This window comes from Vibrio sp. 070316B (genome assembly GCF_013114115.1).
Taxonomy (GTDB): Bacteria; Pseudomonadota; Gammaproteobacteria; order Enterobacterales; family Vibrionaceae; genus Vibrio; species Vibrio chagasii_B.
In genome coordinates, this window is record NZ_VTYC01000042.1 from 1 (window position 1) to 26,538 (window position 26,538).

Here is a 26,538-nt window from a genome sequence, read left to right on the forward strand (position 1 = left end):
GCCATCTAAATATTGCTTAGCAATGATACATTTTAGCTCTCGGCTATATTTGGACATAAAAAGACCCCCAATAATTGGTGTCCAACTATTGGGGGTCAGTTCATTTGATAGGGCTTTTTCTTATGGGGGGGGGGAATAATCAGGAGCTGTGGATGACTAGCTTGTCTTCTCTGGTTCTTTCAGAGTTAACATACCTTCGGTCACGATAAAGTTGATGATGGTGTCTAACCCTTTGCTCTCTTTGAGGTTGGTAAACACAAACGGCTTGGTTGGACGCATACGTTGCGTGTCTTGCTCCATCACTTCTAGAGACGCACCAACATACGGCGCTAAATCAATCTTGTTAATCACCAACAGATCCGAGCGAGTAATACCCGGGCCGCCTTTACGTGGGATCTTCTCCCCTTCTGCAACGTCAATTACATAGATGGTCAGGTCAGCAAGCTCTGGGCTGAATGTCGCACTCAGGTTGTCACCACCACTCTCAACAAACACCACATCAAGATTTTTGTGCAACTTAGCCAGCTCCTCAACGGCTGCGAGGTTCATCGACGCATCTTCACGAATCGCGGTATGCGGGCAACCGCCAGTTTCCACACCGATAATACGGTCAGGTTCTAAAGCTTCAGCACGGGTGAGGATCTTTGCATCTTCTTGGGTGTAGATGTCATTGGTCACGACCGCAATATTGAGCTTGTCGCGAATTGCTTTACACAGCACCTCAAGCAGTGCGGTTTTACCTGAGCCTACTGGGCCACCGATACCAATTCGAAGCGGTTGCTTATAACTTTCCATAGTCTTGTTCCTTATATTCTTTCTACTATCTCGTTGCGTTATGAACGAAATAGTCGTGTGTATTGCGTTTCATGCAGCGAGCTCGCTAGTGCCATTGATGGCGAGAAGCTGCCCACCATCCAGTCTTCCATCGCGCGTGCTTTTTCAATCACGTCAGGAAAGGTGTTGGTGATGTTAATCAGTGCTAACTGCCCATCGGTCTGCCCTAAAGGCACCAACTTGACGCCTGCAGTAACGATATTTTCAAGCCAGCTCCATAGATAGCCCTGCTTGAGGCTTTCCAAATCAATGTTCCAGTGTTGAGCTGCGATACACATTCCTAATAGCTGGTTTGGGTGGCTATCAATCGACTCCACTTCCGAAGTATCGATATCTAATCGCTTTAGCAAGGTGTTTAGCGCCAGCCCACGCTGCTTTTCTTCTGCTCGTAATTCACTGGTTTCACGGCTTGAGTACAAGTAATTGCACCAATGCTCAATCTCATCGAGTTCACCTTTTTCTAGAGCATGATAAAGGCGCTCTAAGATGGGCAGTTCCAAAGTCGCAACACTGGAGCTGACGATGGTATTTAGCCACTGCTCCATGCTGCTCCGGTCGGTCACCCACCCAGCTTCGACCGCTAGTTCTAAACCTTGTGAGTAGGTGAAACCACCGATCGGCAGCGACGGACTGATCAATTGAAATAGGCGATAGCTCGCGACATTCGCTGTTGCTTGCATGCTTATCTCCTTTTGAGCAATTTAAGCCGCCATCAAAAACAGCGCACTCAACGAAGCAACACCCACTGAAGCCCACTTGGAATACAATGCTTTACCCACGAAGTAGCCTGCGGCAATCAGACCAAATGCCGTGATACCCATACCCGCAGCGAACTGCGCGAGGCCAGATGCTGCTTCAACTCCGTGTGCGTAACCGTGGAAGAATAGGAAGCCGATTGAAACCGCTAGCACAGTATTGACCTTGGTGGTTGACGGAGAGAACACATGCCACAAGCACAAGCTTACTGCGAATAGAGAGGCGATGATTGCTGGCTCGACAACCACAGAGAAGCCCAACACTTTGCCCACTAATAGGCCCGCCATAAGAGAGACAAGACCACCACCGACTAAAGCGGATTTAACCTTGTTTGAATAAGAGAGCGCGCCAATCAACATACCAAATGCCACCAGCATAATAAGATGGTCAACGCCAGTTACTGGGTGTGTTAAGCCAGATAAAAATGAGTGAGAACCGTGATCATGCCCTGGGTGAGCGAAAGCCAACGTTGGTGTTGTTAGCGAAGCGATTGTTAATGTAGTTAAGCCTGTAGCGTATTTAAAGTTCATCGCGTAATCCTTGCGTTATTCTTATCGTTGTTGTGTTTATAAATTAATGTGTCTCAAATGACTCGATTAATGATGGTGGTGATGACCGCCAGAGCGACCACCATAAGCGCCACCTTCAGGTTCAAAGGGTTGCTTTTCAGTAGTCACTGTCGCGCCCAAACCTTCAACCATTTCGTCCAAAACATGGTCGTGTTGATAACGCACCCAGCCCGCCTCGACTTGCAGTGGCACATGTCGGTTGCCAAGGTGATAAGCAACACGAGTTAACAGATGCGAGTCTTCACAGTAAACGGTCGACACGGTTTCCGGCGCCGCTTTTACTTCAACAGTTAAGCCACACTCACTAGTTAATTGTTCTCCGCCACGCAAGATATGACCGCGTGGTAGAAACAACCCTGCATCACGGCCATCATCCAATGTCACCTTAAGGCGGCTTTTGATGCGGCTATCGATCGGTAGGCTTAAAAAGCCATCTGGAGCCGTGTTCAACTCCGCTTGAATTTGAGTAAGTTCAATCATGCTATTACCTCAATCTCCTTGTGAGATTTATAACGTTCAAAATAAGAGTCTTCAGCCAAGAGCTAAAATACGAGCTTCAGCCGAGCTATCAAAATAGAAAATATCGCTGTGCCATTGGCAGTTCTTCAGCCGGCTCACACGTCAGCAATTCACTGTCAGCACGTACTTGATACGTCTGAGAGTCGACTTCAATCTTTGGCATCCAATCGTTCAGCTTCATGTCAGCCTTACTGATGTTTCGGCAGTTGCTGACTACACCAATCAGGCTCTTTAGTCCCAACTGCTTATCGATGTTCTGTGCTTTGGCTTCTTTGGAAACAAATAGCATCGATGTGTTCTGACACGCCTTGCCATAGCTACCAAACATAGAGCGGTAGTGAACGGGCTGAGGTGTTGGAATAGAGGCATTAGGGTCGCCCATCGGTGCCATCGCGATCATGCCGCCTTTCAGAATCACACTTGGCTTTACACCAAAGAAAGCCGGTTTCCATAAAACAAGATCCGCCAGTTTGCCTTCTTCAATCGAACCGATTTCATGCGCCATACCGTGAGTGATGGCTGGGTTAATGGTGTACTTTGCAACGTAGCGACGAAGACGGAAGTTATCGCTGTAGTCGGAATCTTCTTTTAGGCTGCCACGCTGCACCTTCATCTTGTGTGCGGTTTGCCAAGTTCGAGTCACCACCTCGCCTACGCGCCCCATTGCTTGCGAGTCAGAGGCGATCATCGAAAAGGCACCTAAATCATGAAGAATGTCTTCTGCAGCAATGGTTTCACGGCGGATACGCGATTCAGCGAACGCAACGTCTTCAGCAATCGATGGAGAAAGGTGGTGACACACCATCAACATATCCAAGTGCTCATCAACTGTATTGACCGTGTAAGGTCGTGTTGGGTTGGTAGAAGAAGGCAGAACGTTGGGCTCGCCTGCAGCGCGGATAATATCGGGAGCATGGCCACCACCCGCGCCTTCGGTGTGGTAGGTGTGAATTACGCGATCACCGATCGCACCCAAAGTCGATTCAACAAAGCCTGACTCATTCAAGGTGTCTGTGTGAATCGCAACTTGTACGTCCATCTCGTCAGCAACACTCAAGCAAGTGTCAATTGATGCAGGTGTTGTTCCCCAGTCTTCATGTAACTTCAAGCCCACTGCGCCGGCTGCGACTTGTTCACGCAATGCTTCCGGTTGGCTAGCATTGCCTTTCCCGAGTAAACCAAAGTTCATTGGGAATTGGTCGAGCGACTCCAACATACGGTGCATGTTCCACGGACCAGGTGTACAGGTCGTCGCATTGGTGCCTGTATTTGGCCCAGTACCACCACCTATCATGGTCGTCACACCCGACGCCAGCGCCTCTTCAATCTGTTGTGGGCAGATAAAGTGAATGTGTGAATCGATACCGCCAGCCGTCAGGATCGAACCTTCACCTGCCAAAATTTCCGTGCCCGGGCCAATGACTATATCGACGCCCGGCTGAACGTCTGGGTTACCCGCTTTACCCAACGCTTGAACTCGTCCATCTTTGATGGCGACATCGGCTTTTACTATGCCCCAATAGTCCAACACAATCGCGTTAGTGATCACCAAGTCAGGTGTTTCGGCACTTGGACGTTGGCTTTGCCCCTGTCCATCACGAATCACTTTACCGCCGCCAAACTTCACTTCATCACCATATACGGTGTAATCCTTTTCAACTTCTAGCCACAAATCGGTGTCAGCAAGACGCACTCGGTCACCGACTGTAGGCCCAAACATTTCGGCATAAGCCTGTTTGGATATCGTCGCCATGATCTAATCCTTTGTTGTTTTAATTCTTTCTATGGGAGCGCTTAGAGCTTGCCCATCACCTTTCCTTGGAAGCCATAAATCTCTAACTTACCGGCGTAGCGCACTAACTCGACGCTACGTGACTGACCCGGTTCAAAACGGGTGGCAGTACCTGCCGGGATATTGAGTCGAAACCCTTTAGTGGCTTCTCGGTCAAATATCAAAGAAGGGTTTGCTTCATAGAAATGGTAATGAGAGCCAATTTGCACAGGACGGTCGCCAATGTTTTGCACCTTAACCGACGTCGTGTCTCGGCCTTCATTTAAAGTAATGTTGCCCGGAGCGGTTTCGACTTGCCCGGGAACTAAGCCTGAATATTGTTTGGTGGAACCAGCCATACTACTTCTCCCTAAACGATAGGTTCATGAACGGTCACCAATTTGGTGCCATCGGGGAAAGTCGCTTCGACTTGTACATCTGGGATCATGGAAGGGATTCCCTCCATAACGTCATCGACGGTAAGCAGTGTGCGTCCAAAATCCATCAGTTCCGAAACGGTTTTTCCCTCACGGGCACCTTCTAGAATGGCACTGCTGATCAGCGCAATAGATTCTGGATAGTTGAGTTTTAAGCCTTTTTGTTTGCGCTGCTGTGCCAGCATTCCTGCGCAGAAGATAAGTAGCTTATCTTTTTCTCTTGGTGTTAATTCCATTTAGCCGCCCGCTGTTAGTGTTGTTTTCTTATTGCTCAGAAACGCATGAGCAGTAAGTGGGATTCAGTCACAGCAAGCTTGAAAAAATGTACCGAGGGCCGGAAGTCACCCTCGGTACAAATAGGGCTAATCGCTAAGTCGCCCAAATCCTTGGTAAATCAGGAGTCGTACCATACAAATGAGAGCGAGTTGCTTGCCATATCTGACCAAAGGCCTGGAGAATATCTTCACTCCAATTGCCCAAAGCTCGCACCACAATCAATCCTTCTATTTGTGTCGCGCCCAATATTAATGTGGGGTCACTCGACATTTTCGATGAGTCTGATTGCTGTGAAGCTTGCTGTGTAATAGATAAGAGCAAGCTCTGTACCAACTCTAAATCTTGCTTCTCATTTGAGGTGAGATAAAAGGTTCCCATCATAGAATAGTCAAGTAACCCCATATTTATCATCAACTTATTACCACCGTGAAAGTTAAATCCTTCCGTAAGAAGCAGTTGATTATCAAGATAGATTTCCGTTTTCCCGACGAGGTGACCATGCTCAAATCCCTCATTCTGTGCAGGCCGTCCAAAACAGTGCATCTCCCACCCCCAAAACTGTGCACCCTTTTCTAGGCGTATTTCAGTATCGAGTCGAACATGTGCATTGGGGAAAAAGATGTTCTCTTGCGGCATCCACTCCAAGCGAGCCCCTTTCTCCACACGTAAGGTTTGCTTCTGCTTGGCGTACTTGTTGTTGGAACGATAGAACTTGGTCGCACCAGGTGTAGTAATCAACGCGTGAGCACCGTGCTCAAGATTCACGTTAATATTGAGAGTGTCACCACCTACCACTCCGCCGGGGGGATGGAGTAAGTAGGTGTGACACGTTTCCCCATCAGGATACAGGGGGCGTTGCACCGCAAGCGGACCAGACTGCTGACGATTCTTTAATACGGTTTTATCACCACGATCGACAAAGGTGAGGTTTAAATTCGCTTGCCAACCATCACGAATATCTTGTTCGATGGTCTCATTCAGAGACAGTGCTTCTACTAAAGAAGCCTTGCTTACTTCATTCGGAGAAAAGAGAGAATTCATACGGTTAGGTACTCCTTAATCAAAGACTCATCGAGCCCTGTCATTTCACCTTCTGCCACTTGGCGTCCACGGTCGAGAATACAAAAACGGTCACCGACCTTTCTTGCAAACGGCAGCTTCTGTTCAACCAACAGAACCGTGAGCCCCATTTTCTCGTTGAGCATGCGAATGATGTCGCCAATCTCTTGCACAATATTGGGTTGAATACCCTCCGTCGGCTCATCCAAGATCAATAGCTTTGGATTAACCACCAGCGCACGCCCAATCGCTAGCTGTTGCTGCTGGCCACCCGATAAATCACCACCGCGACGATGTAGCATCTCTTTTAACACTGGGAAAATATCGAAGATGAATTCAGGGATCTTGCGGTCACCCTTTTTACGAATCGGTAAACCGACCTCTAGATTTTCTTGAACAGTGAGCATTGGGAAGATCTGGCGACCTTGTGGTACATAGCCGATCCCTTGGCGTGGGCGGTCCTCGGCATCGGTTTTCAAAAGTGACTCACCCGATAAAGAAATGTCACCGCTTTCAACCTTCACCAACCCCATAATGCATTGCAGCAAGGTGGTTTTACCGACACCGTTGCGCCCCATTAACACCGTGCATTTTCCTTCTGGGATCTGCATATCCAAATCCCATAACGTGTGGCTCTCACCGTAATATTGATTAACTGATTTAACCTCTAACATCCTATTCTCCGAGATAAACTTGTTTAACTTCAGGGTGAGCCTGCACTTGATCCATGGTGCCTTCTGCCAACACGTGACCTTGATGAAGCACGGTGATGTGGCTAGCAATCGAACGAACGAAATCCATATCGTGTTCAACTACAACCACCGAGTGCTTACCTGCCAGCGAGTTAAGAAGTTCAGCGGTGCGGTCCATTTCTTGGTGAGTCATACCTGCAACGGGTTCATCCACCAGCAATAGCTTAGGGTTTTGCATCAGCAACATACCGATCTCTAACCACTGTTTTTGTCCATGAGACAGATTGCCCGCCAAGTTTGCGGCTTCGTCTTTGAGGTGAATAAGCTCTAGTACCGAGGTGAGTTTGTCTTTCTGCTCACCAGACATCACGGCGGTGAAAGTTGCCCACACAGAGCGATCGCCCGCCATCGCCAACTCAAGGTTCTGCCACACGGTTAAACACTCAATCACGGTCGGCTTTTGGAACTTACGCCCAACACCTGCATTAGCAATTTCAGCTTCGTTCATCTTAAGTAGATTGATGTTCGAACCTAACCACACTTCTCCGGTATCTGGCTTAGTTTTCCCGGTGATGATGTCCATCATGGTGGTTTTACCTGCGCCATTAGGGCCGATGATGCAGCGCAGTTCGCCCTCTTTGATGTAGAGATTGAGGTCGTTAATCGCTTGGAAGCCATCGAAGTTCTTATTCACCCCTTCTACATACAGCAGCACGTTATGACGGGTATCGATCGCGGGATGAATATCGGGCTTGAGGTAATCGAAGACTTCATCTCGACGAGTGAACGCCTGAACCGATTCCTTCACGTTGTTGAATTTAGTCATGCGATCACCTCCTTAGCTTTATGCTGATCATCCTGCTCTTGTCCTGCGTCTTGTGAATTCGATGCTTTGCGTAGCTGTTGCCACTTTTCACTGACAAAACCAATCACACCCTGTGGGAAGTACATGGTCGAGAGAACGAATAGACCACCGAGAGCGAAAAGCCACACCTCAGGGAACTCGACCGTAAACCAGCTCTTGGCGTAGTTGATGATCAGCGCACCAACGATGGCACCAAACAGAGTGGCGCGACCGCCCAAGGCAACCCAAACCACAATCTCAATCGAGTTAAGCGGTGCAAACTCTCCAGGGTTGATGATGCCGACTTGAGGAACGTATAAAGCACCCGCAATACCTGCGATAACCGCAGACAGTACAAATACCCATAGCTTGATGCCATCGACGTCGTAACCCATAAAGCGAGTGCGAGACTCGGTATCACGAATCGCCAGTGCCACACGCCCCAATCGACTGGTCACTACCATGCGACAGACGATGTAACTGAGAATGAGCGAGATACCCGTCGCGACAAACAGACCAATCTTGACCGCATCACTCTGTAAACTCAGGCCGATGATGTCTTTAAAGTCCGTCAGCCCGTTGTTGCCACCAAAGCCCATCTCATTGCGGAAGAACGCCAGCATCAAGGCGTAAGTTAATGCTTGAGTCATGATCGAAAGATAAACACCAGACACGCGAGAGCGGAAAGCCAAATAACCGAACAAATAAGCCAATGCGCCCGGCACCAACACCACCATCAGACAAGCGAACCAGAACTGATCAAAGCCCTGCCAAAACCACGGCAACGCAGACCAATCAAGGAACACCATGAAATCAGGCAGGATAGGATCACCATAAACCCCACGGTCACCAATCTGACGCATCAGGTACATGCCCATCGCATAACCACCAAGTGCAAAGAAAGCGCCATGGCCTAGGCTCAGTATTCCGAGATAGCCCCATACAAGATCGAGTGCCAACGCCAACATTGCGTAACTCAGGTATTTGCCCATCAGTGAGATAGTAAAAGTCTCAACATGAAGTGGATGCCCACTTGGCAACATGGTGTTAGCCAGTGGGATAAGAATCACGGCTGCAAGAATGGCAAGGATGGTTAGTTGCCCACCTTTGTCACCACGCATCGCCGAAAGTACAAATGATTTAGACTGCATGATGTTGTCCTTAACCTTCAGCCGCACGACCACGCTGCGGGAACAATCCGCGTGGGCGTTTTTGAATAAATAGAATGATGAAAACCAGTACTAAAATCTTGGCGAGTACAGCGCCAGCCCATGGCTCTAAGATCTTATTGAACAAACCAAGACTCAGACCTGCGACGAGTGTTCCCCACAAGTTGCCGACTCCGCCGAACACCACCACCATGAAAGAATCGATGATGTACGCCTGCCCCATATTCGGGCCAACGTTCGTCAGTTGAGACAGTGCCACACCCGCAACACCGGCAACGCCAGAACCTAAACCGAAGGTCATCGCATCAACTCGTTCAGATCGAATACCCATCGCACGCGCCATACCACGGTTTTGAGAAACCGCACGAACCTGTAAACCTAGCGGCGTTTTCTTAAGAACCATCAACAAGCCCATAAACACCAAACCACAGAACAAGATGATATATAAACGGTTGTAGGTCAGAGACAACATTGGGTTCAATTGCAGTGCGCCAGACATCCATTCAGGTGTGCTCACTGAACGATTTAATGGAGAGAAAATAGAGCGAACGGCTTGTTGCAAGATCAAGCTGATACCGAAGGTTGCGAGTAAGGTTTCCAATGGGCGTCCGTAAAGGTGACGAATCACACTTCGCTCAATCGCAATACCGACCAAACCAGAAACAATAAACGCTGCCGGAATAGAGAGAATCAGCGCTAAACCTATGTGATTAGGCATCAATAACTGCAATACATAGGTGGTGTATGCGCCAATCATGATCAGCTCGCCATGAGCCATGTTGATCACGCCCATCACGCCAAAGGTGATCGCCAAGCCTATACCTGCCAGCACTAATACCGAACCTAAACTCAAGCCGAAGAATACGGTCTCAACGCCCGAGTACAGTGCTTGGCTCTGTTGATAACTATCAAGAGCACGCTCTGCCGCGGCCAATACTTTTGGATCTTGCTCGCTGTTGAGCAGTTGGTTTAGCGTCCTTAGCACGACGGATTGTTTGAAGTCGCTAACTCGTTCAATTGAAGCCACACGAGCTTGTGTAGCAGCACTACTATCCAGAGAAGTATAAATCGCGAGTGAGAGGTCCATGAGATCAGCGACCTTAGTCTCGGGCTCATTTGCTCTCAGCTCGGACAGGCGGTTAATGATATCGGCATCTTTGGTTCCCAATAGATCAGAGACCGCCTGATAACGCACATCTGGATTGCTACTGTTTAAGCCAATCGAGGCAATTTCACCACGTAAGATCCCACGAAGTTTGTTATTCACGCGAACCTTTTTAAACTGTCTCGCATTCTCGATATTCAGCGTTGAATCATCCCATACAGACTGAGCTGACGTCGCTGTTTTGATGCTTTGAATGAGGTAGAGCTGTTTGTATTGCTCGCTCTGTTTGTCACTAAAATAGTAAAGGTTTCCGTTTAACCAACCATCCAGAATAGGTTTCGACACATCTTCCGTTTGCGTCTCAATCACCCAATCAATAGCTAATTCTTTATCCGATGTTTTCTTACCAACTAGCGCCTTGGTAAAGCTAGCTTCATCCGTTATTCCAGCAAAAGCCAACTGAGCACTGACTGCCATAAGCAATAGCGCCTTAAGTACGTTCAATACGTTTTTCATCCCTGCTTCCTTAATCCACCTAGCTAGATATTGTTATTTTTGCTCAGTGGACATTTGGAGAATTATTGTTAGTTGAAACGATGAGCCTTCCGTTTGCTACACCTCTTACACAGATGCTTTCTTCGCAAACAAGGAGGCTCAATGCTCCTAAATTAACGCTCTAGTTACCGCCAGAACACTTCTTGGTTTCGACGTTAAACGCACCACATGAGAATGGCTTAGACCAGCTAGAGAACAGCTTCGCTGATTCAGGCAGGTAACTCGACCAAGCGTCACCCGCAACGAGACCTGTGGTTTCCCAAACGATATCGAATTGACCATCATCTTGGATTTCACCGATCAGGACTGGTTTAGTGATGTGGTGGTTTGGCAGCATGGTTGAGTAGCCGCCCGAAAGGTTAGGAACAGACACGCCAATCAAGGCATCTTGCACAGATTCAGGATCGGTTGTGCCCGCGTTGGTTACCGCTTGCGCCCACATATTGAAGCCAACATAGTGCGCTTCCATTGGGTCGTTGGTGACACGCTTTTCACTCTTGATGAATGACTGCCACGTTTCAACGAACTCTTCATTGGCTTCAGTATCAACACTCATGAAGTAGTTCCAAGCCGCAAGGTGGCCAACCAGTGGTTCGGTATCCATACCTGACAGTTCTTCTTCACCAACAGAGAATGCAATAACTGGGATGTCTTCAGATGAAATGCCTTGTGCGCCCAGTTCTTTATAGAATGGGACGTTCGCATCGCCGTTCACAGTAGAAACCACAGCGGTTTTCTTGCCCGCTTCACCGAACTTCTTGATATCTGAAACAATAGACTGCCAATCAGAGTGACCAAATGGCGTGTAGTTGATCATGATGTCTTCTTCTGCGACACCTTTATCTTTTAGGTAGGCTTCAAGGATCTTGTTGGTGGTGCGTGGGTAAACGTAATCCGTGCCTGCTAGAACCCAACGCTCAACTTCCAGCTCTTCCATCAAGTAATCCACAGCAGGAATTGCTTGTTGGTTTGGCGCTGCGCCAGTGTAGAAAACGTTTTTCGACGACTCTTCACCTTCATACTGTACTGGGTAGAAAAGGATGCTGTTGAGCTCTTCAAAGACAGGCAGCATGGATTTACGTGATACCGATGTCCAACCACCGAACACCACATCCACTTTCTCTTTTTCGATCAGCTCACGCGCTTTCTCAGCAAATAGCGGCCAGTTTGATGCAGGGTCAACGACTACAGGCTCAAGCTTTTTACCTAGCAAGCCGCCCTTTTTGTTCTGCTCTTCGATGAGCATTAACACGGTATCTTTCAGTGTGGTTTCACTGATCGCCATGGTGCCAGATAGTGAATGTAGAACGCCGACCTTTATGGTCTCGTCAGCCGCAAACACTGATGCAGAAGAAAATGAAAGTGTTGTACACAGTGCAGCTAGCGATAAATTGAACACCTTGTTCATGATAGTACTCCATAATTGTATTTTTGTTATTCAATTACAGAGTTACAAGAAGAGTGCCAAACTCAATAAGTAACCATTAAAAACATAAGTGATTGTATTAAATAGATTTAAAAACAAACCACACCAATAGCGTGCATAGCAACCATGTAACTATGTTTCATACTGGTGCAGTGACAATAAGAATGACCCAAGATGATACATAACCCCAGAATGGGCACAAAAAAGGCCCAATACATAGGTATTGGGCCTCTTAATGAAAGCTATGGTTACGATACTTACTGTTATCGCTTTCAAGCTAGTCCGCAACTTGGAACTCGAACTTTACTCTCGACTTAGATTTAAGCTCGTTACAGTCACCGTTACAAAAATAGCTCGCGGCACCACAGGCTTGAAGTTTCTCTAACTGGCTGCTGCACTCTGGGCAGAACCCTACTTTAGTAAAATGTACCTGACAACTTTCACAGTGGTATTGTCCGTCCCAGCCAAGCTCTGACTGACACTTAGGGCAGATATTTTCACTCATTAGTATTTCCTAATTCACGACTCTTTTTACAATCTACTACTGCTTGGATTTAGCTTGTTTGATTTGGTACATGTTCTTATCAGCTTGTGCGATCAACTGCTCTAACCCCTGTGGATCTTTTTCACAAGCAAGACCTACACTGACTGAGAACTGCACATCATTAATATAAAGCGCTTGTTGTAGTGTTTTCTCTAAACCGTGGTAGAAGCTAACAACGCTATCTTTATCATCAAAACAAGAGAACACCACAAATTCATCACCACCATAACGGCCTATCTTGGCACACGCTGTCGTAGAATCATCAAGCACTCTAGCAACCGCCAATAGCACATCATCGCCAAAGCTATGACCGTAGGTGTCATTGATTGATTTGAATTTATCGACATCGACAAACAGACACGCCATCACCTTCTGTGCAAAACAGCGCTTGGCCAAGACCTTTTCAGCTTCATTGAACAAGGCACGACGATTCAAGCAGTGGGTAAGAGAATCACGATTCGCGAAAAAGTTAAGCTGGTTTTCCAGCTCGTACTTTTCTAATGCTACCGAATATAGAGAAGCGAGCAGCTCCAAAATCTCAAGTTCGAATGCATGTGGTTCGGAAACATATTGGCTGTATATAGCGAAAGTACCAAGTACATTCCCGTTTGAAGAAAGAATTGGCACAGACCAGCAGGCATGAAGGTTAGCCTGGTTTGTTAACGCCAAGAAAGGTGCCCAGTTAGGGTGGGTATTGATGTCTGAGACCATCACTGCTTTTTTAAGCGCAGCAGCCTCACCACACGAACCAATTCCAACACCTATACCAACGCCCTCTATCTGTTGATTATAGAAATCAGGCAAATTCGGAGCATATTCGAGGTGCAAAGTCTGAGACTCAGCGTTGAGCAGTAAAATTGAAGCCATACGCTGACCAAAAAGCAGCTCTGTGAGCTCTATGATCTTGCGGTTTAAGTCCTTGCGATCCATCCCAAGGGCAAGCTTCCGAAGCAACCTATTGACTGCTCGGTGGCCTTCTAATAAAAATTGTTGTTCCATTCACTAAAGCTTTCAATTATTTAATCGGGTACAGCCTGTTCTTATGCAAGCTTGTTATTGATTAATAATAACACACTTAATTACCACGACACACAATCGAAGATCATAGGTTGATCTTTCGCTTTATCTATTTTGATCAGCGATCTACCCAAAAAAGAATATTTATATCACCACATACCGAAAGCATAAGTTACATGTGCTGCATTTCAATTTTAAACAGTTGATTATATTAAAAGTGACAACTTAAAACAGAATAAACAGCACAAGTCATTTCGATCTATTACTCAAATCATCGAATTACATGCGTCAGCATTTCAATGTTTTGGTCATCTAGCTGGGTCAGCTTAACGGACAGTGCACCAAGCTCTGAGGTATTTCCAATGTGTGTGCCACCACAAGGAATAGTGACCTGAGTATCTTCATCAAGCTGCCACTCCCAGTAACGAGAGTCTGTTAACGTCTCGCCCTCTAACCTCATCGTCACTGCTGTTGGTTGTGCTAACCAAACAGATACCAGTTCGTTAACATCAGCTTCAATGACCTCAAGGTTCACCAGCATGTCTGCCACATTAAGGCCGCGCTTCTTCAAGGTTTTACCCAGGCGATAAGTGTCTTTACACAGCTCTGGCGTTACAAAACTGGTTACTTGAGCGTAGCTGTTAAAGTCATAGCTACCCAGTGGATCTTTGCGGTCTGCATCTTTACGCCAATAACTGTCAGCTAAGACCTTATTCAACGCTAAGAAAGCGACATGTCCAGCGCTATGGCCACGGCTAAGGCTTGCTTGGTACTCTTTATCAACCGACAGCGATACCTGCTCGTTAATACTTATCTTAGAAGCAGATACAGGTAGCTGGTGGACTACCACAAACACCCAACCCTCTGTATCTCGCTTAACAGGAATATCTGCTGCTACATAAAGTTTGCCAGTAGATTGTTCTATCGCGCCAACTAAGCAATCATCAACGGTATATTGCACGCCACCAAGGTTAACGGTGCCTTTATCTGCTGGGTGATCTGGCCAAATATGGCTAACAGGATGAAAAGGAGTCACATCTGTGATCAAGTAGGTTTTGCTCTCATCACTTTCAACATACAGAACTTTTGCCTCAAGCTGCCAAGTCTGGTGGCAGAATTGGGTGATGGTCGGTGTGATTGCTGCTGGTGTAATCAAGTCGCTCGTTGTCATGTCGTTCTTCTTTTGGAATCTAGTCTAGGTCGCTTACTGATAATTCCTCGCAAGGGGCGGTTATCAGATAACGTAAATTTTGCTTAAAAAAATACCCGAGACAGGCTCGGGTATCAAATCTATTCAAAAGGACTATTTACGTCCTTTAACCATGCTCATCATGCGCTTACGTTTGCGCTCTTGAGAGATAGTTAGCTTGTTCGTCTTAGCTTCAAATGGGTTTTCGCTGTTCTGGAATTGAATACGAATTGGCGTACCCATGATTTCTAGTGAACGACGGTAGTAATTCATCAGGAATCGCTTGTATGAATCTGGCAAGTCACGAACTTGGTTACCGTGGATAACGATAATTGGTGGGTTATAACCACCCGCGTGCGCGTATTTCAGTTTCACACGACGGCCACGAACCATAGGTGGTTGGTGATCATCAGTCGCCATCTTCATGATACGAGTTAGGACAGACGTACCAACACGGGTTGTCGCTGACTTGTAAGCCTCTTGAACCGATTCAAACAAGTGACCAACACCAGTACCGTGAAGTGCCGAGATGAAGTGAATACGTGCGAAATCAACGAAACCTAAACGACGGTCTAGCTCTTTCTTAACGCGCTCTTTCACGTCGTTATCTAGGCCATCCCACTTGTTTACTGCGATCACGATTGAACGACCAGCGTTCAATGCAAAGCCTAGTAAGCTCAAGTCTTGATCTGAGATGTTCTCACGAGCATCAATCACAAGTAAAACTACGTTCGCATCTTCAACCGCTTTCAACGTTTTAACAACCGAGAACTTTTCTACGGTTTCGTTGATGTTTTTACGACGACGTACACCCGCAGTATCGATCAGAACGTATTCACGCTCATCACGGCTCATTGGGATGTAGATAGAATCACGAGTAGTACCAGGCATATCGTAAACAACCACACGCTCTTCACCTAGGATACGGTTAGTTAGCGTTGACTTACCTACGTTTGGACGACCAATAATAGCAAGCTTGATTGGCTGATCTTGCAGACGCTTGAACTCTTGTTCCGCTTCTTCTTCAGTGAAATCAACCTGCTCTGCTTCTTCGTCTTCAAATTCTGTTAGATCGCTAATTTCACCCTGCTCAGCTTTCAGTGCTTCAGCAAATGGGTTTAGAGCAAGATCAATCAGTGCAGTAACGCCACGACCGTGCGCTGCAGCGATTTGGTACATGTCTTCCACACCTAGCTGCCAGAAGTCAGCACTTGCTGCATCAGGGTCAATACCATCAACCTTGTTTACTACAAGCATTGAAGGCTTTTCTAGTTGACGAAGGTGCTTCGCGATAGCAACGTCAGATGGTGTTAGACCAGCACGGCCATCTACCATGAACAGCACAACATCAGCTTCGTCGATCGCTGCTAATGACTGCTCTGCCATTTTAGTTTCAACACCTTCTTCGGTACCGTCGATACCACCAGTGTCGATAACAATAAACTCATGCTCACCAAGTTGAGCATGGCCATATTTACGGTCACGCGTTAAGCCAGGGAAATCCGCAACCAATGCATCACGAGTTCGAGTCAATCGGTTAAACAACGTAGATTTACCTACGTTCGGACGCCCTACTAGAGCAACAACAGGTACCATAACAACCTCTACAATTTCTTCTCTTAATGTAGTTATAGGTAAGCACTTGTTCGCAAGTTTAAACTCTTACCTATAACCACATGGTTTATTAATTTTTAACAACAAAACGGCTCCTGGCTGTTACCAACCAGGAGCCGACTGTGAATTATATCACGCTTTTATTGGCTAATCGTCAGTTTCTTTACATCGCCGTTGCGAGTCGTCACTAAGTAGCCTTCAGGCAGTTCAATTGGCGCTACAGCAAAGCCGCTGTCATCAACCAACTGCTGAGCAACAAACTCACCTGTTGAGCGATCTAACCAGTGTAGATAACCTTCTGTATCACCCACCACAACGTATCCGTTAATGATAGCAGGTGCTGTCAGTAAGCGGTTTTCTAGCAATGGGGTGCTCCACAGCTCTGTACCACTACGTGCATCAACTGCAGCCACGTGATCCTTATCAGTTACTAGGAACAAACGGCTACCGTCGCTTGCTAAATCAATCGCTGACGAGTAGTTACGCTTCCAAACAGGCTTACCAGAGCGCAGGTCGATGGCAATCAACTGACCATTGATACCAACAGTGTACAAAGTACCACCAAGAACGATTGGAGAGGCATCAACGTCAACCAAGCGATCGATTTCCGTTGCACCCTTTGGTGTACCAACTGGCTGTTGCCAAATCAGCTGACCACGGTCAACGATAGCAGCGGCTAGACGACCATTTGCCGTACCCCAGAATACACCACCAGAAACCGCAACAGGTGCACTGTCACCACGTAGTGTTAGGCTTGGAACTTCAGTGCTAATTGTCCACTTCTGTTCACCAGTCTCTTGGTCTAACGCGAGCATCATGCCACGGCTAGTGTGAACCAATACCATATTGCTGTCAGTAGCAGGAGATGCAAGCACCTCACCGTTTACTGATACACGCCACAGCTCTTCACCTGTCGATTCATCCAATGCGATTACTTCGCCATTTTCAGAACCAACAAACACTTTGCCGTAAGCTGCCGTTAAGCCACCAGACAGACGAGCCAGTACATCTTTCTCAAGGTCTGTTTTCCACAGCTCTTTACCCGTTTCAGGATCCAGCGCTTTAACCAGACCTTCACGGCTTGCAACAAACACTTTGTCGTAAGCCAGCTCAGGCGTCAGTTTTGAAAAGTAGTGACCAACACCATCACCAACCGAAGTCGACCATTCCTGTTTAGGAGTGAACTCGCTGTTTACCGTTGGTACTGGCGCCATGATTACGGTGTCTTCTTCACCCGCACAGCCAGCTAATAGGCCAAGAGCAATCGCACACAACGCCGCTTTTGGAAACATCTTCTTCATTCAAAGCGCCTTATTTAGCTAGGTCGTCAAGTTTGATTTGAAGCGTTTGGCTCGCATCAACAGCTTGCTGTGCTTCTGTGTAAGCACTGTATGCTGCGTCTGTGTCGCCTTTACGAAGTGAGATATCACCACGTAGTTCAGCCACGCGGCCTTTCCAAGATTCGTCCGTTACTGCAGCAAGATCAGACAGCGCAGCATCGAATTCACCTTGCTCAGCTTTAATACGAGCAACACGGTAAGTCAGTAGTGGCGAAAGTGCCGCATCCTTAGTTGCCGCTTTTGCCCACTCCAGCTGTTCAAGTGCTGCAGATAATTCACCCGCTTGTACTTGTATTTTTGCTAGCTGCATCGCTGCAAGTACTGAGTATTCAGCATCTTTGTTTGCATCGATAAAAGCTTGAATATCAGATTGAGCATCAACGCCTTTTGCATCTAAAGCAGAGATCACTGTCGTGTAGCTTTCTGAAGCAGCTTCACGCGCCTCAACTACAGAGTCTTGGTAGTAGCGCCAACCGAATAGACCACCTAAACCAATAACCGCACCGAAGATTACGGCTTTACCGTTCTCTTTCCACCAATCTTTAATGGCTTCAACCTGCTGCTCTTCGCTATCGTAAAGTTCCACTTCCTGTCCTCTTTAATTCTTTAAACGCCAGCATAGTGCTGACGTTAGTATTCGTTATGAGCGTTTGCTCTAAGGCTAATTAGATTAGCGCAGCTACTTTTGCTGCAACTTCCGTTTGAGACACGGTTTCTTGCTCGCCGCCAACCAAATCTTTTAGCACAACTGTATTATCAGCAACTTCGTTTTCGCCAAGTACCAGTGCAACAACCGCACCTACTTTGTCTGCACGTTTGAATTGCTTCTTGAAGCTACCACCACCGAAGTGGCTCATTACACGTACACCTTCAACGGTATCACGTAATTGATTCGCTAATTGCATGCCCGCGATCATTGTGCCTTCACCAGCCGCAACCATGTAAACATCAACACTGCGACGAACTTCTGTAAGCTCTAGCGTTTCCATCATTAGGACTAGACGCTCTAGGCCCATTGCGAAACCAACAGCTGGTGTTGCTTTACCGCCAAGTTGCTCAACAAGACCGTCGTAACGACCACCGCCACATACGGTACCTTGAGCACCTAGGCTTTCAGTGATCCACTCAAATACTGTGCGGTTGTAGTAGTCCAAACCACGTACTAGACGCTCGTTAACTTGGTATTCGATACCAACTGCATCAAGAAGTTCACACAAACCAGCAAAATGTTGCTTCGACTCTTCACCTAAGTATTCAGAAAGTCGAGGTGCGTCACCTAAGATAGCTTGAACGTCTGGGTTCTTAGTATCTAGTACACGAAGTGGGTTTGTGTGCATGCGACGTTTGCAATCTTCGTCTAGCACATCAATGTGCTGTTCAAGGAAAGCAACAAGTGCTGTACGGTAGTTCGCGCGATCTTCAGTAGAACCGATTGAGTTCAACTCTAGACGAACGTGCTTGTCGATGCCTAGCTCACGCCATAGACGCGCAGTCATCATGATAAGTTCTGCGTCAACGTCTGGACCGTCTAGACCAAACACTTCCACACCACATTGGTGGAATTGACGGTAGCGACCTTTTTGAGGACGCTCGTGACGGAACATTGGACCCATGTACCATAGGCGCTGTTCATCACGGTTGATAAGGCTGTTTTGGATGCATGAACGTACACAACCCGCTGTGCCTTCTGGACGTAGCGTTAGGCTATCGCCGTTACGGTCATCAAAGGTGTACATCTCTTTTGAAACAACGTCTGTCTCTTCACCCACTGCGCGGCTAAATAGGTTTGTTTCTTCAACGATAGGCATACGCACTTCGTTGTAACCGTGTGCACTCACCACGTTCTTCACTGCGTTTTCTACTTTCTGCCACAGTGGTGATTGAGTCGGTAGGCAGTCGTTCATGCCTCGGATTGCTTGGATATTTTTAGCCACAATATTTATTCCGTAATTTCTCACGACCAGGTGTTGATGCGAATAGACAACCACACCTCATCGCGTTTTATTAATCTTCTAGGTTTTCTACATCAATGCGATTTGCTTTATCAAGCACTGATGCTTTTGCTCGAATCTTAGCTTCAAGCTGATCAACAAGGTCGTTGTTGTCAAAGCGCTCTTTCTGACGCTTACCATCTTCGTAGAAGGCACTCTTACGAGCACTACCCGCTAGACCTAAATGAGATACTTCTGCTTCACCAGGGCCATTCACCACACAACCGATGATAGAGACATCCATTGGGGTAATCACGTCTTCTAGACGCTCTTCAAGCGCGTTTACGGTGTTAATAACATCGAACTCTTGACGAGAACAGCTTGGACACGCGATGAAGTTGATACCACGCGAGCGAATACGCAAAGATTTAAGAATATCGAAGCCAACCTTGATCTCTTCAACAGGATCCGCAGCTAGCGAGATACGTAGCGTATCGCCAATACCTTCAGAAAGAAGCATACCTAAGCCAACAGAAGACTTAACCGCACCAGCACGTGCACCACCAGCTTCGGTAATACCAAGGTGAAGCGGTTGGTCAATCTGTTTTGCCAGTAAACGGTATGAACCTACAGCTAGGAATACGTCAGATGCTTTAACGCTCACTTTAAATTGGTCAAAGTTGAGACGGTCTAAGATATCGACGTGACGCATTGCTGATTCAACAAGCGCTTCTGCTGTTGGCTCTGTGTATTTCTCTTGGATCTCTTTTTCAAGAGAACCACCGTTAACACCAATACGAATCGGAATATTCATATCACGAGCACAATCAACAACTGAGCGAATACGGCTCTCGTTACCGATGTTACCTGGGTTGATACGCAGACAGTCTACACCGTACTCAGCCACTTTCAGCGCGATACGGTAGTCAAAGTGAATGTCAGCGACCAAAGGAACAGAAACCTGCTGCTTGATTTGCTTAAATGCTTCAGCGGCATCCATAGTCGGTACAGATACGCGAACGATATCAGCGCCTACATTTTCCAAAGCTCGGATCTGAGCAACGGTTGCGGCTACGTCTGTTGTTCTTGTGTTGGTCATGGATTGCACAGCAATAGGTGCACCATCACCGATCGGCACATCACCCACATAAATACGGGTTGATTTGCGACGAATAATAGGAGATTCGTGTTGCATATTAACTCTAAGGTAAGGTTATTCTGGCTACTTTGCCTGAAGTATACCCAGAAAGGTCGACAGGTTCACTTGCAAATGTCATTGATACGCCTTCTGGCGCACCTAGAATCACTTTATATGGCGCAGTTCCTGATAGATTTAGTGACTGACCCGCTTTTTTGATGCCCGTTGACAAGGTTTTGCCGGTCGCATCTTTAACTTGAATCCAACAGTCTGCAGTAAACTGCATCGTTAGCGCTTTGGTTGCCACTTCAGGTGTTGGCGTTGTTTCAGGAGCAGTTGTTGCTTCAACGGTTTCTAATTCAACAGCTGATTCTGCGTCGACTGCTGGTTGTTCATCGGTCACGTCAAGTGCAGCTGAAGTATTTGCCGCATCACTGATTGCAGCAAGGCCTTCAGTATCTTCTATCACAGAAGCAGCAGCGTCGTTTTGCTCAGCTTCAATCACATCTAAAGAGGCGAACTCCGGGTCCAGTGACTCTTCCACCGCAAGCTCTTCTGAACTTTCAGTGTTAGCCAGAGATTGAGATAGGGTGTCTTGTTGTTGATTCTGCCACCACCACAGTGAAGAGATACCGACGATAACTGCAAAGATACCCCAAGTCAGCAGCATAATACGGCTGTTGTGCTTTTCTGTTTTCGTCTTACGAGAAAAGCTCAGCATTTCTTGATCTTCATGTTGAGCATCACCAGAGTGGCGAAGCGCGTTCAGTACCACTTTTTCATCAAGATTGACGTATTTCGCGTATGAACGGATGTAACCACGCATAAAGGTTGCGACTTGGTCTGACTCAAATTGGTTTTCTTCAATCTGTTGAATTAAAGAGATGCGTAGTTTTAGGCGATCCGAGATCTGCTTTTGTGTTAAACCAAGAGCTTCTCGTTGATTTTTCAGTAGCGTCCCCGCTTCTAGAGCTGGAGCGATTGGTTCTTGCGTTTGTGTGTCGTGTTCTGTGTTCATAGAGAGTGAACTTCTAAAATATTATCGCAGGTCGACGAGAGCGTTTTTTATTGTCGTTTAAGCTCATTCTAGCAACCCACTTATGTGGAATTTGTCCTGTTACCCAACTCATCAACCCTTAAAGACGAACGACATACATTTTATTATTAGTGACGTTCTCAGGAAGCTAGTTTATCAAGTAGCCAACCTAAATAGACATATTGATGATCAGTAACAAGCGAGCACTTAAATTAATTTAAGATTAGTTAATCATAAGCTAATGCCATTACAAGGCAAAAATACTTTCAACAAAATTTACCGTCAGCTCATGCTTTTGTCCAAAAATTGACGAAAAATGTAAGAAAGCGTGGGCAAGAAGTCCAAAAAATAGAAAACGAAGTCCCAAAAACGCAACAAGCCAGAAGTAATACTTCTGGCTTGTTTAGATTCAAATCGCGTTTTATACCGCTTTTACTTCAATCACACCGCCGGCAACCAAGTTAGCTTCTGATGCCGCTTTAAGCATTTTAGTACGCTTAGTTCTATCGATAACATCACCAACCAACTGGCCACATGCTGCATCAATATCGTCACCACGCGTTTTACGAACCGTTACTGTGTAGTCGTATTCCATTAGCGTTTTTTGGAAGCGGTCAATACGAGAGTTGCTTGGCTTCTTGTATGGTGAACCTGGGTAAGGGTTAAATGGAATCAGGTTGATCTTACATGGCGTATCTTTCATTAGCTCTGCAAGTTCACGAGCGTGGTCCATATCATCATTTACATGATCCAATAGAACGTACTCTACCGTTACTTTACCGCGGTTGGCATTTGAAGAAGCAATGTAGCGACGAACAGATGCTAGGAAATCTTGGATATCCCAACGGTCGTTGATCGGCATGATTTGGCTACGAAGTTCATCGTTTGGCGCGTGTAGAGAAATAGCTAGTGCTACGTCGATGTTATCTGTCATTTGGTCAAGGCCAGATACAACACCTGAAGTAGATACTGTTACGCGACGCTTAGACAGTGCAAAACCTAGGTCATCAAGCATGATCTCTAATGATGGCATTAGGTTTTTCATGTTTAGTAGCGGCTCGCCCATACCCATCATTACAACGTTAGTAATTGGACGACGACCTGTCTCTTTCTCTAGACCGATTTCACGGGCAGCACGCCAGATTTGACCCACGATCTCAGAAACTTTTAGGTTGCGGTTAAAGCCTTGTTGAGCTGTCGAGCAGAATTTACACTCTAGTGCACAACCCACCTGTGAAGATACACACAGCGTTGCACGGTCACCGTCTGGGATGTATACCGTCTCAACGTCTTGGTCGCCAACGCTCATCGCCCATTTAATTGTGCCGTCTGAAGAGTGTTGAGCTTCAGAAACAACAGGTGCAACAATTTCACAGCGGCGTTGAAGTTTTTCACGCAACTTTTTGTTGATGTTGTTCATGTTTTCGAAGTCATCGACACCGAAGTGATACATCCACTTCATCACTTGATCTGCGCGAAAAGCTTTCTCATTCAATTCTTCTGTGAAAAATTTACGAAGACCTTTACGATCAAAATCGAGTAGATTGACTTTAGCTGTGGTCATGATGCCTCTCAATGACGGAACAATAATTAAGGGCGCGAATTGTACAGCCTTTACGCATGTTCAACAAGGGCTGTAAAACCCTGTGTTTACTAAGACATTCAAACTTAAGTGATTAAAATTTACACAGCCACCTTTCATTACTTACAATTCTGGAAATAAGAACAAGATTCTCGACTACGCTCCTTCGTCGCTATCGGGAATGACGTAAATACTTACTCAGTCACTTTCCATTCATAGTCATCAGGTCACCAGTTTTTAAAACCTCGTCATTCCAGAATCGAGGGACGAGATATCTGGAATCTCCAACCACAACTAAGATTCCCAACTGCACTCCTGCGTCACTATCGGGAATGACGACTAGGTAAACTATCTCTAACGTAAAATCCACATACAAAAAAGGCCTCACCGAAGTGAAGCCTTTAGAATCATTTGCTGTGTCGCTTATTGAGCTGGACGTGGGCAAATCTCAGATTCAGGGAAGAAGAACTCGATTTCACGAGCTGCAGACTCTGGGCTGTCGCTACCGTGTACTGAGTTGTAACGCATGCTGATTGCGTAATCAGCGCGGATCGTACCGCATGCCGCTTCTTCTGGGTTTGTTTTGCCCATAAGTTCACGGTAACGAGCAATTGCGTTTTCGCCTTCAAGTACTTGAACCATGATAGGACCAGAAGTCATGAACTCTTTTAGTGGACCAAAGAATTCTTTGCCTTCGTGTTCCGCGTAGAAGCCGCTCGCTTGCTCTTCAGTCAGACGAACCATCTTAGCAGCGATGATTTCTAGGCCTGCTTTTTCGATGCGGTGGTAGATTTCACCAACAAGGTTACGCTTAACTGCATCCGGCTTAACAATTGAGAACGTTCTTTCTAGAGCCATAGGGATTCCTTCACTTCATTTTTTTGTTATTAAATACTGAAATTACTAAGATCATTCGATCTAAGTTAATCAATGAGCGGTATCGAACCGCTCATCGTTATTATTATTTTGCTTGGTCGATAAGAATGCGAGCCAGTGTGCGAACACCCATGCCTGTTGCACCTGCCGCCCACTTATCACTTGGAGATTTACGGTAAGTACCCGCGCAATCCATGTGCATCCAGCCTTTTTTGTAGTCATCTACGAAGTAAGACAGGAACGCAGCAGCAGTGCTTGCACCAGGAGTGTAATCACCCGTGCTGATGTTCGAAAGGTCAGCAAAGTTTGAAGGCAGCATACCACGGTGGAAGTCCGCAAGAGGCAGTGGCCACAGGCCTTCTTTCTCTTGGTTAGCCGCCGTTAGTGCTTGGTGAGCCAGCTCGTCATCGAAGCTCATTAGTGCGTGGTAGTCGTTACCCAGTGCGTTTTTAGCAGCGCCCGTTAGCGTTGCACAGTCGATGATAAGCTCTGGATTTTGCTCACTTGCGTACATCAGGCCATCAGCTAGAACTAAACGACCTTCTGCGTCGGTGTTCATGATCTCAACCGTCTTACCGTTCTTGTACGTGATGATATCGCCAAGCTTCAATGCACGGCCAGAGATCATGTTCTCTGCACAACATAGGATAAGCTTGATGCGCTTGTTCAGGCCACGCTCAATCGCAAGACCTAAACCACCAGTGATAGTCGCTGCGCCACCCATGTCCGCTTTCATTGCAGTCATGAACTGACCTGGCTTAATGCTGTAACCGCCTGAGTCGAAAGTAATACCTTTACCAACTAGACAGGCAAATACAGGCGCGTTTTCGTCGCCTGTTGGGTTGAAGTCCAGTTGCAGCATTGCTGAAGTACGCTCAGAGCCGCGGCCTACCGCGTAGATGCCTTCCCAACCTTCTGTTAGTAGGTCTTTGTCTTTAACGATTTTCGCTTTAACTGTGCCTTCAGGTGCGACTGACTTAATGTATTCAGCTGCCATTGTCGCCAATTGGCGAGGTGCAACTTCTTCAGCCGTTTTATTGATAATGTCACGCGTCCAATCTGTCGCACGGATACGCGCTTCTAGCTCTGCTTGGTCAGCTTCTGGCAGTGCATCCCACTCCAATGCATTCTTTTTCTTTGGTCCACGGTAACCTTGATTGAAAGCCCATACGCTTTCTAGGTCCCAGCCTTCACCACTTAGCGAAACGAATGAAATACCTTGTCCGTCAAGTGTGCGACCTGCGCGTTGAATAGCACCAAGATCGTGGCCTTCACCAATGTGAATTGTCGCTCCTACTTCCGAGAACGATAAAATAGCTTTTGCTCCCCACTGAGGCTGGGCAGCTTCTTGACTTAAAAATACTGACATCTGTGTAGACATGATTTCTCCTTGTCTGAGAACCACCTTGCTTGAGTGATCCTGATTATTTTTTATTAGCGCACTGATGTTAGCATTATGTAGAAGTAAAATGTCATTTTGATAAAAAAACGGACCATAAGGTCCGCTTTTTTTAGTAAGAATTGTTAACTTGGCTGCGTTTTATATGGGGTTGATTTCACTCCATAGCCAAATCATCAATGTGATGATTAATCCATCTCATCCATCCAGCACAAAATAATAGCCTCTAAGATCTTTTCGTTCGAGTGATTAGGCTCGTCATCAAACTCTTCAAGGTCTAATACCCACTGATGTAGGTCGGTAAAACGTACCGTTTTAGGATCAGTATCAGGGTACAAATCACATAGCTCAATTGCGATATCGCGAGAATCAATCCACTTCAAGCTCATAACACTTCCTTATATTTATCAGAGACACTTAGTCACTTTTATGATCTATATTCTAGGCCAGTTTTGCTAAATCGTTATCTCAGTCATGGCGAAACCACCATGACTGTAGAGTAATTCTTAGTGATCTTCAGATGCTAGGTTCAAGGTGTACTTTGGAATCTCAACAACAAGGTCTTCATCAGCGACTTTCGCTTGGCAACCTAGGCGAGATTCCATTTCTAAGCCCCATGCTTTATCAAGCATATCGTCTTCTAGGTCATCACTCTCTTCTAAAGAATCGAAACCTTCACGGATCACAACGTGACATGTTGTACATGCACACGATTTTTCACATGCGTGCTCAATACCAATACCGGCCTTCAACGCTACATCAAGAACCGTTTCACCAGTTTTTGCTTCTAAAACAGCGCCTTCTGGACATAGATCTTCGTGAGGTAAAACAATAATCTTTGGCATGTTTATCTATTCTCT

27 protein-coding genes are annotated in these 26,538 nt (G+C 46.4%); all 27 read right to left on the reverse strand.

Annotated features, from left to right (window positions below; all coding sequences use genetic code 11):
- Window positions 1–156 precede the first annotated feature (156 nt).
- Window positions 157–795 (reverse strand): urease accessory protein UreG, encoded by a 639-nt coding sequence (gene ureG, locus F0251_RS22065; protein WP_152468218.1) that lies wholly within the window; start codon window positions 793–795, stop codon window positions 157–159.
- A gap of 38 nt (window positions 796–833) precedes the next feature.
- Window positions 834–1,514 carry an urease accessory protein UreF gene (locus F0251_RS22070; protein ID WP_171731836.1) on the reverse strand — a complete coding sequence of 227 codons (681 nt, stop codon included), beginning with the start codon at window positions 1,512–1,514 and terminating at the stop codon, window positions 834–836.
- 21 nt (window positions 1,515–1,535) lie between these two features.
- Window positions 1,536–2,120: a HupE/UreJ family protein gene (locus F0251_RS22075; protein WP_171731837.1), complete on the reverse strand. Its 585-nt coding sequence runs from the start codon at window positions 2,118–2,120 to the stop codon at window positions 1,536–1,538.
- 66 nt (window positions 2,121–2,186) lie between these two features.
- A complete protein-coding gene (ureE, locus tag F0251_RS22080; RefSeq protein ID WP_061033284.1) occupies window positions 2,187–2,639 on the reverse strand; it encodes an urease accessory protein UreE in 453 nt (150 codons plus the stop codon).
- A gap of 88 nt (window positions 2,640–2,727) precedes the next feature.
- Window positions 2,728–4,431, reverse strand: a complete 1,704-nt coding sequence (ureC, locus tag F0251_RS22085) for an urease subunit alpha (RefSeq protein WP_171731838.1) — start codon at window positions 4,429–4,431, stop codon at window positions 2,728–2,730.
- Between the two features lie 41 nt (window positions 4,432–4,472).
- A complete protein-coding gene (locus F0251_RS22090) occupies window positions 4,473–4,808 on the reverse strand; it encodes an urease subunit beta (protein ID WP_116870064.1) in 336 nt (111 codons plus the stop codon).
- Window positions 4,809–4,819: 11 nt separating this feature from the next.
- Window positions 4,820–5,122: an urease subunit gamma gene (ureA, locus tag F0251_RS22095; RefSeq protein ID WP_004735119.1), complete on the reverse strand. Its 303-nt coding sequence runs from the start codon at window positions 5,120–5,122 to the stop codon at window positions 4,820–4,822.
- 133 nt (window positions 5,123–5,255) lie between these two features.
- A complete protein-coding gene (locus F0251_RS22100; RefSeq protein WP_171731839.1) occupies window positions 5,256–6,203 on the reverse strand; it encodes an urease accessory protein UreD in 948 nt (315 codons plus the stop codon).
- Entirely contained in the window at window positions 6,200–6,895 is a 696-nt protein-coding gene (urtE, locus tag F0251_RS22105) for an urea ABC transporter ATP-binding subunit UrtE (protein ID WP_008222775.1), read from the reverse strand. Before urtE ends, F0251_RS22100 begins: the two co-directional genes overlap by 4 nt.
- Window position 6,896: 1 nt before the next feature.
- Complete coding sequence (urtD, locus tag F0251_RS22110) at window positions 6,897–7,739, reverse strand: urea ABC transporter ATP-binding protein UrtD (RefSeq protein WP_171731840.1); 843 nt, start codon at window positions 7,737–7,739, stop codon at window positions 6,897–6,899.
- On the reverse strand, window positions 7,736–8,908 hold the full coding sequence (gene urtC / locus F0251_RS22115; protein ID WP_105059084.1) for an urea ABC transporter permease subunit UrtC: 1,173 nt from the start codon (window positions 8,906–8,908) through the stop codon (window positions 7,736–7,738). The genes urtD and urtC overlap by 4 nt, the downstream gene beginning before the upstream one ends.
- Window positions 8,909–8,918: 10 nt before the next feature.
- On the reverse strand, window positions 8,919–10,547 hold the full coding sequence (gene urtB, locus F0251_RS22120) for an urea ABC transporter permease subunit UrtB (protein WP_105059083.1): 1,629 nt from the start codon (window positions 10,545–10,547) through the stop codon (window positions 8,919–8,921).
- Between the two features lie 160 nt (window positions 10,548–10,707).
- Complete coding sequence (gene urtA / locus F0251_RS22125) at window positions 10,708–11,994, reverse strand: urea ABC transporter substrate-binding protein (RefSeq protein ID WP_105059082.1); 1,287 nt, start codon at window positions 11,992–11,994, stop codon at window positions 10,708–10,710.
- Between the two features lie 295 nt (window positions 11,995–12,289).
- Window positions 12,290–12,517 carry a zinc ribbon domain-containing protein gene (locus tag F0251_RS22130; RefSeq protein ID WP_171731841.1) on the reverse strand — a complete coding sequence of 76 codons (228 nt, stop codon included), beginning with the start codon at window positions 12,515–12,517 and terminating at the stop codon, window positions 12,290–12,292.
- Window positions 12,518–12,553: 36 nt separating this feature from the next.
- Window positions 12,554–13,555, reverse strand: coding sequence for a sensor domain-containing diguanylate cyclase (locus F0251_RS22135; protein ID WP_171731842.1), 1,002 nt, complete (start codon window positions 13,553–13,555; stop codon window positions 12,554–12,556).
- 289 nt (window positions 13,556–13,844) lie between these two features.
- The gene (locus F0251_RS22140; RefSeq protein ID WP_105059079.1) at window positions 13,845–14,744 is read right to left on the reverse strand and encodes a metal-dependent hydrolase; all 900 of its coding nucleotides are present in this window, start codon (window positions 14,742–14,744) and stop codon (window positions 13,845–13,847) included.
- Window positions 14,745–14,876: 132 nt separating this feature from the next.
- Window positions 14,877–16,358 carry a ribosome biogenesis GTPase Der gene (gene der, locus F0251_RS22145; protein WP_004740325.1) on the reverse strand — a complete coding sequence of 494 codons (1,482 nt, stop codon included), beginning with the start codon at window positions 16,356–16,358 and terminating at the stop codon, window positions 14,877–14,879.
- A gap of 158 nt (window positions 16,359–16,516) precedes the next feature.
- Window positions 16,517–17,677 carry an outer membrane protein assembly factor BamB gene (bamB, locus tag F0251_RS22150; protein WP_061033296.1) on the reverse strand — a complete coding sequence of 387 codons (1,161 nt, stop codon included), beginning with the start codon at window positions 17,675–17,677 and terminating at the stop codon, window positions 16,517–16,519.
- Between the two features lie 10 nt (window positions 17,678–17,687).
- The gene (locus tag F0251_RS22155) at window positions 17,688–18,302 is read right to left on the reverse strand and encodes a YfgM family protein (protein ID WP_171731843.1); all 615 of its coding nucleotides are present in this window, start codon (window positions 18,300–18,302) and stop codon (window positions 17,688–17,690) included.
- A gap of 79 nt (window positions 18,303–18,381) precedes the next feature.
- Window positions 18,382–19,650 carry a histidine--tRNA ligase gene (gene hisS / locus F0251_RS22160; RefSeq protein ID WP_061033297.1) on the reverse strand — a complete coding sequence of 423 codons (1,269 nt, stop codon included), beginning with the start codon at window positions 19,648–19,650 and terminating at the stop codon, window positions 18,382–18,384.
- 70 nt (window positions 19,651–19,720) lie between these two features.
- The gene (gene ispG, locus F0251_RS22165; protein WP_004740329.1) at window positions 19,721–20,842 is read right to left on the reverse strand and encodes a flavodoxin-dependent (E)-4-hydroxy-3-methylbut-2-enyl-diphosphate synthase; all 1,122 of its coding nucleotides are present in this window, start codon (window positions 20,840–20,842) and stop codon (window positions 19,721–19,723) included.
- A gap of 7 nt (window positions 20,843–20,849) precedes the next feature.
- Window positions 20,850–21,803: a cytoskeleton protein RodZ gene (rodZ, locus tag F0251_RS22170; RefSeq protein ID WP_019822115.1), complete on the reverse strand. Its 954-nt coding sequence runs from the start codon at window positions 21,801–21,803 to the stop codon at window positions 20,850–20,852.
- Window positions 21,804–22,242: 439 nt separating this feature from the next.
- Window positions 22,243–23,385 carry a bifunctional tRNA (adenosine(37)-C2)-methyltransferase TrmG/ribosomal RNA large subunit methyltransferase RlmN gene (locus tag F0251_RS22175; RefSeq protein ID WP_008222760.1) on the reverse strand — a complete coding sequence of 381 codons (1,143 nt, stop codon included), beginning with the start codon at window positions 23,383–23,385 and terminating at the stop codon, window positions 22,243–22,245.
- A gap of 441 nt (window positions 23,386–23,826) precedes the next feature.
- On the reverse strand, window positions 23,827–24,261 hold the full coding sequence (gene ndk, locus F0251_RS22180; RefSeq protein ID WP_008222758.1) for a nucleoside-diphosphate kinase: 435 nt from the start codon (window positions 24,259–24,261) through the stop codon (window positions 23,827–23,829).
- A 103-nt stretch (window positions 24,262–24,364) separates the two neighbouring features.
- Window positions 24,365–25,660, reverse strand: coding sequence for an aminopeptidase PepB (gene pepB / locus F0251_RS22185; protein WP_061033298.1), 1,296 nt, complete (start codon window positions 25,658–25,660; stop codon window positions 24,365–24,367).
- 206 nt (window positions 25,661–25,866) lie between these two features.
- On the reverse strand, window positions 25,867–26,067 hold the full coding sequence (gene iscX, locus F0251_RS22190; RefSeq protein WP_004740335.1) for a Fe-S cluster assembly protein IscX: 201 nt from the start codon (window positions 26,065–26,067) through the stop codon (window positions 25,867–25,869).
- 117 nt (window positions 26,068–26,184) lie between these two features.
- Window positions 26,185–26,523 (reverse strand): ISC system 2Fe-2S type ferredoxin, encoded by a 339-nt coding sequence (gene fdx / locus F0251_RS22195; protein WP_004740336.1) that lies wholly within the window; start codon window positions 26,521–26,523, stop codon window positions 26,185–26,187.
- Window positions 26,524–26,538 lie beyond the last annotated feature (15 nt).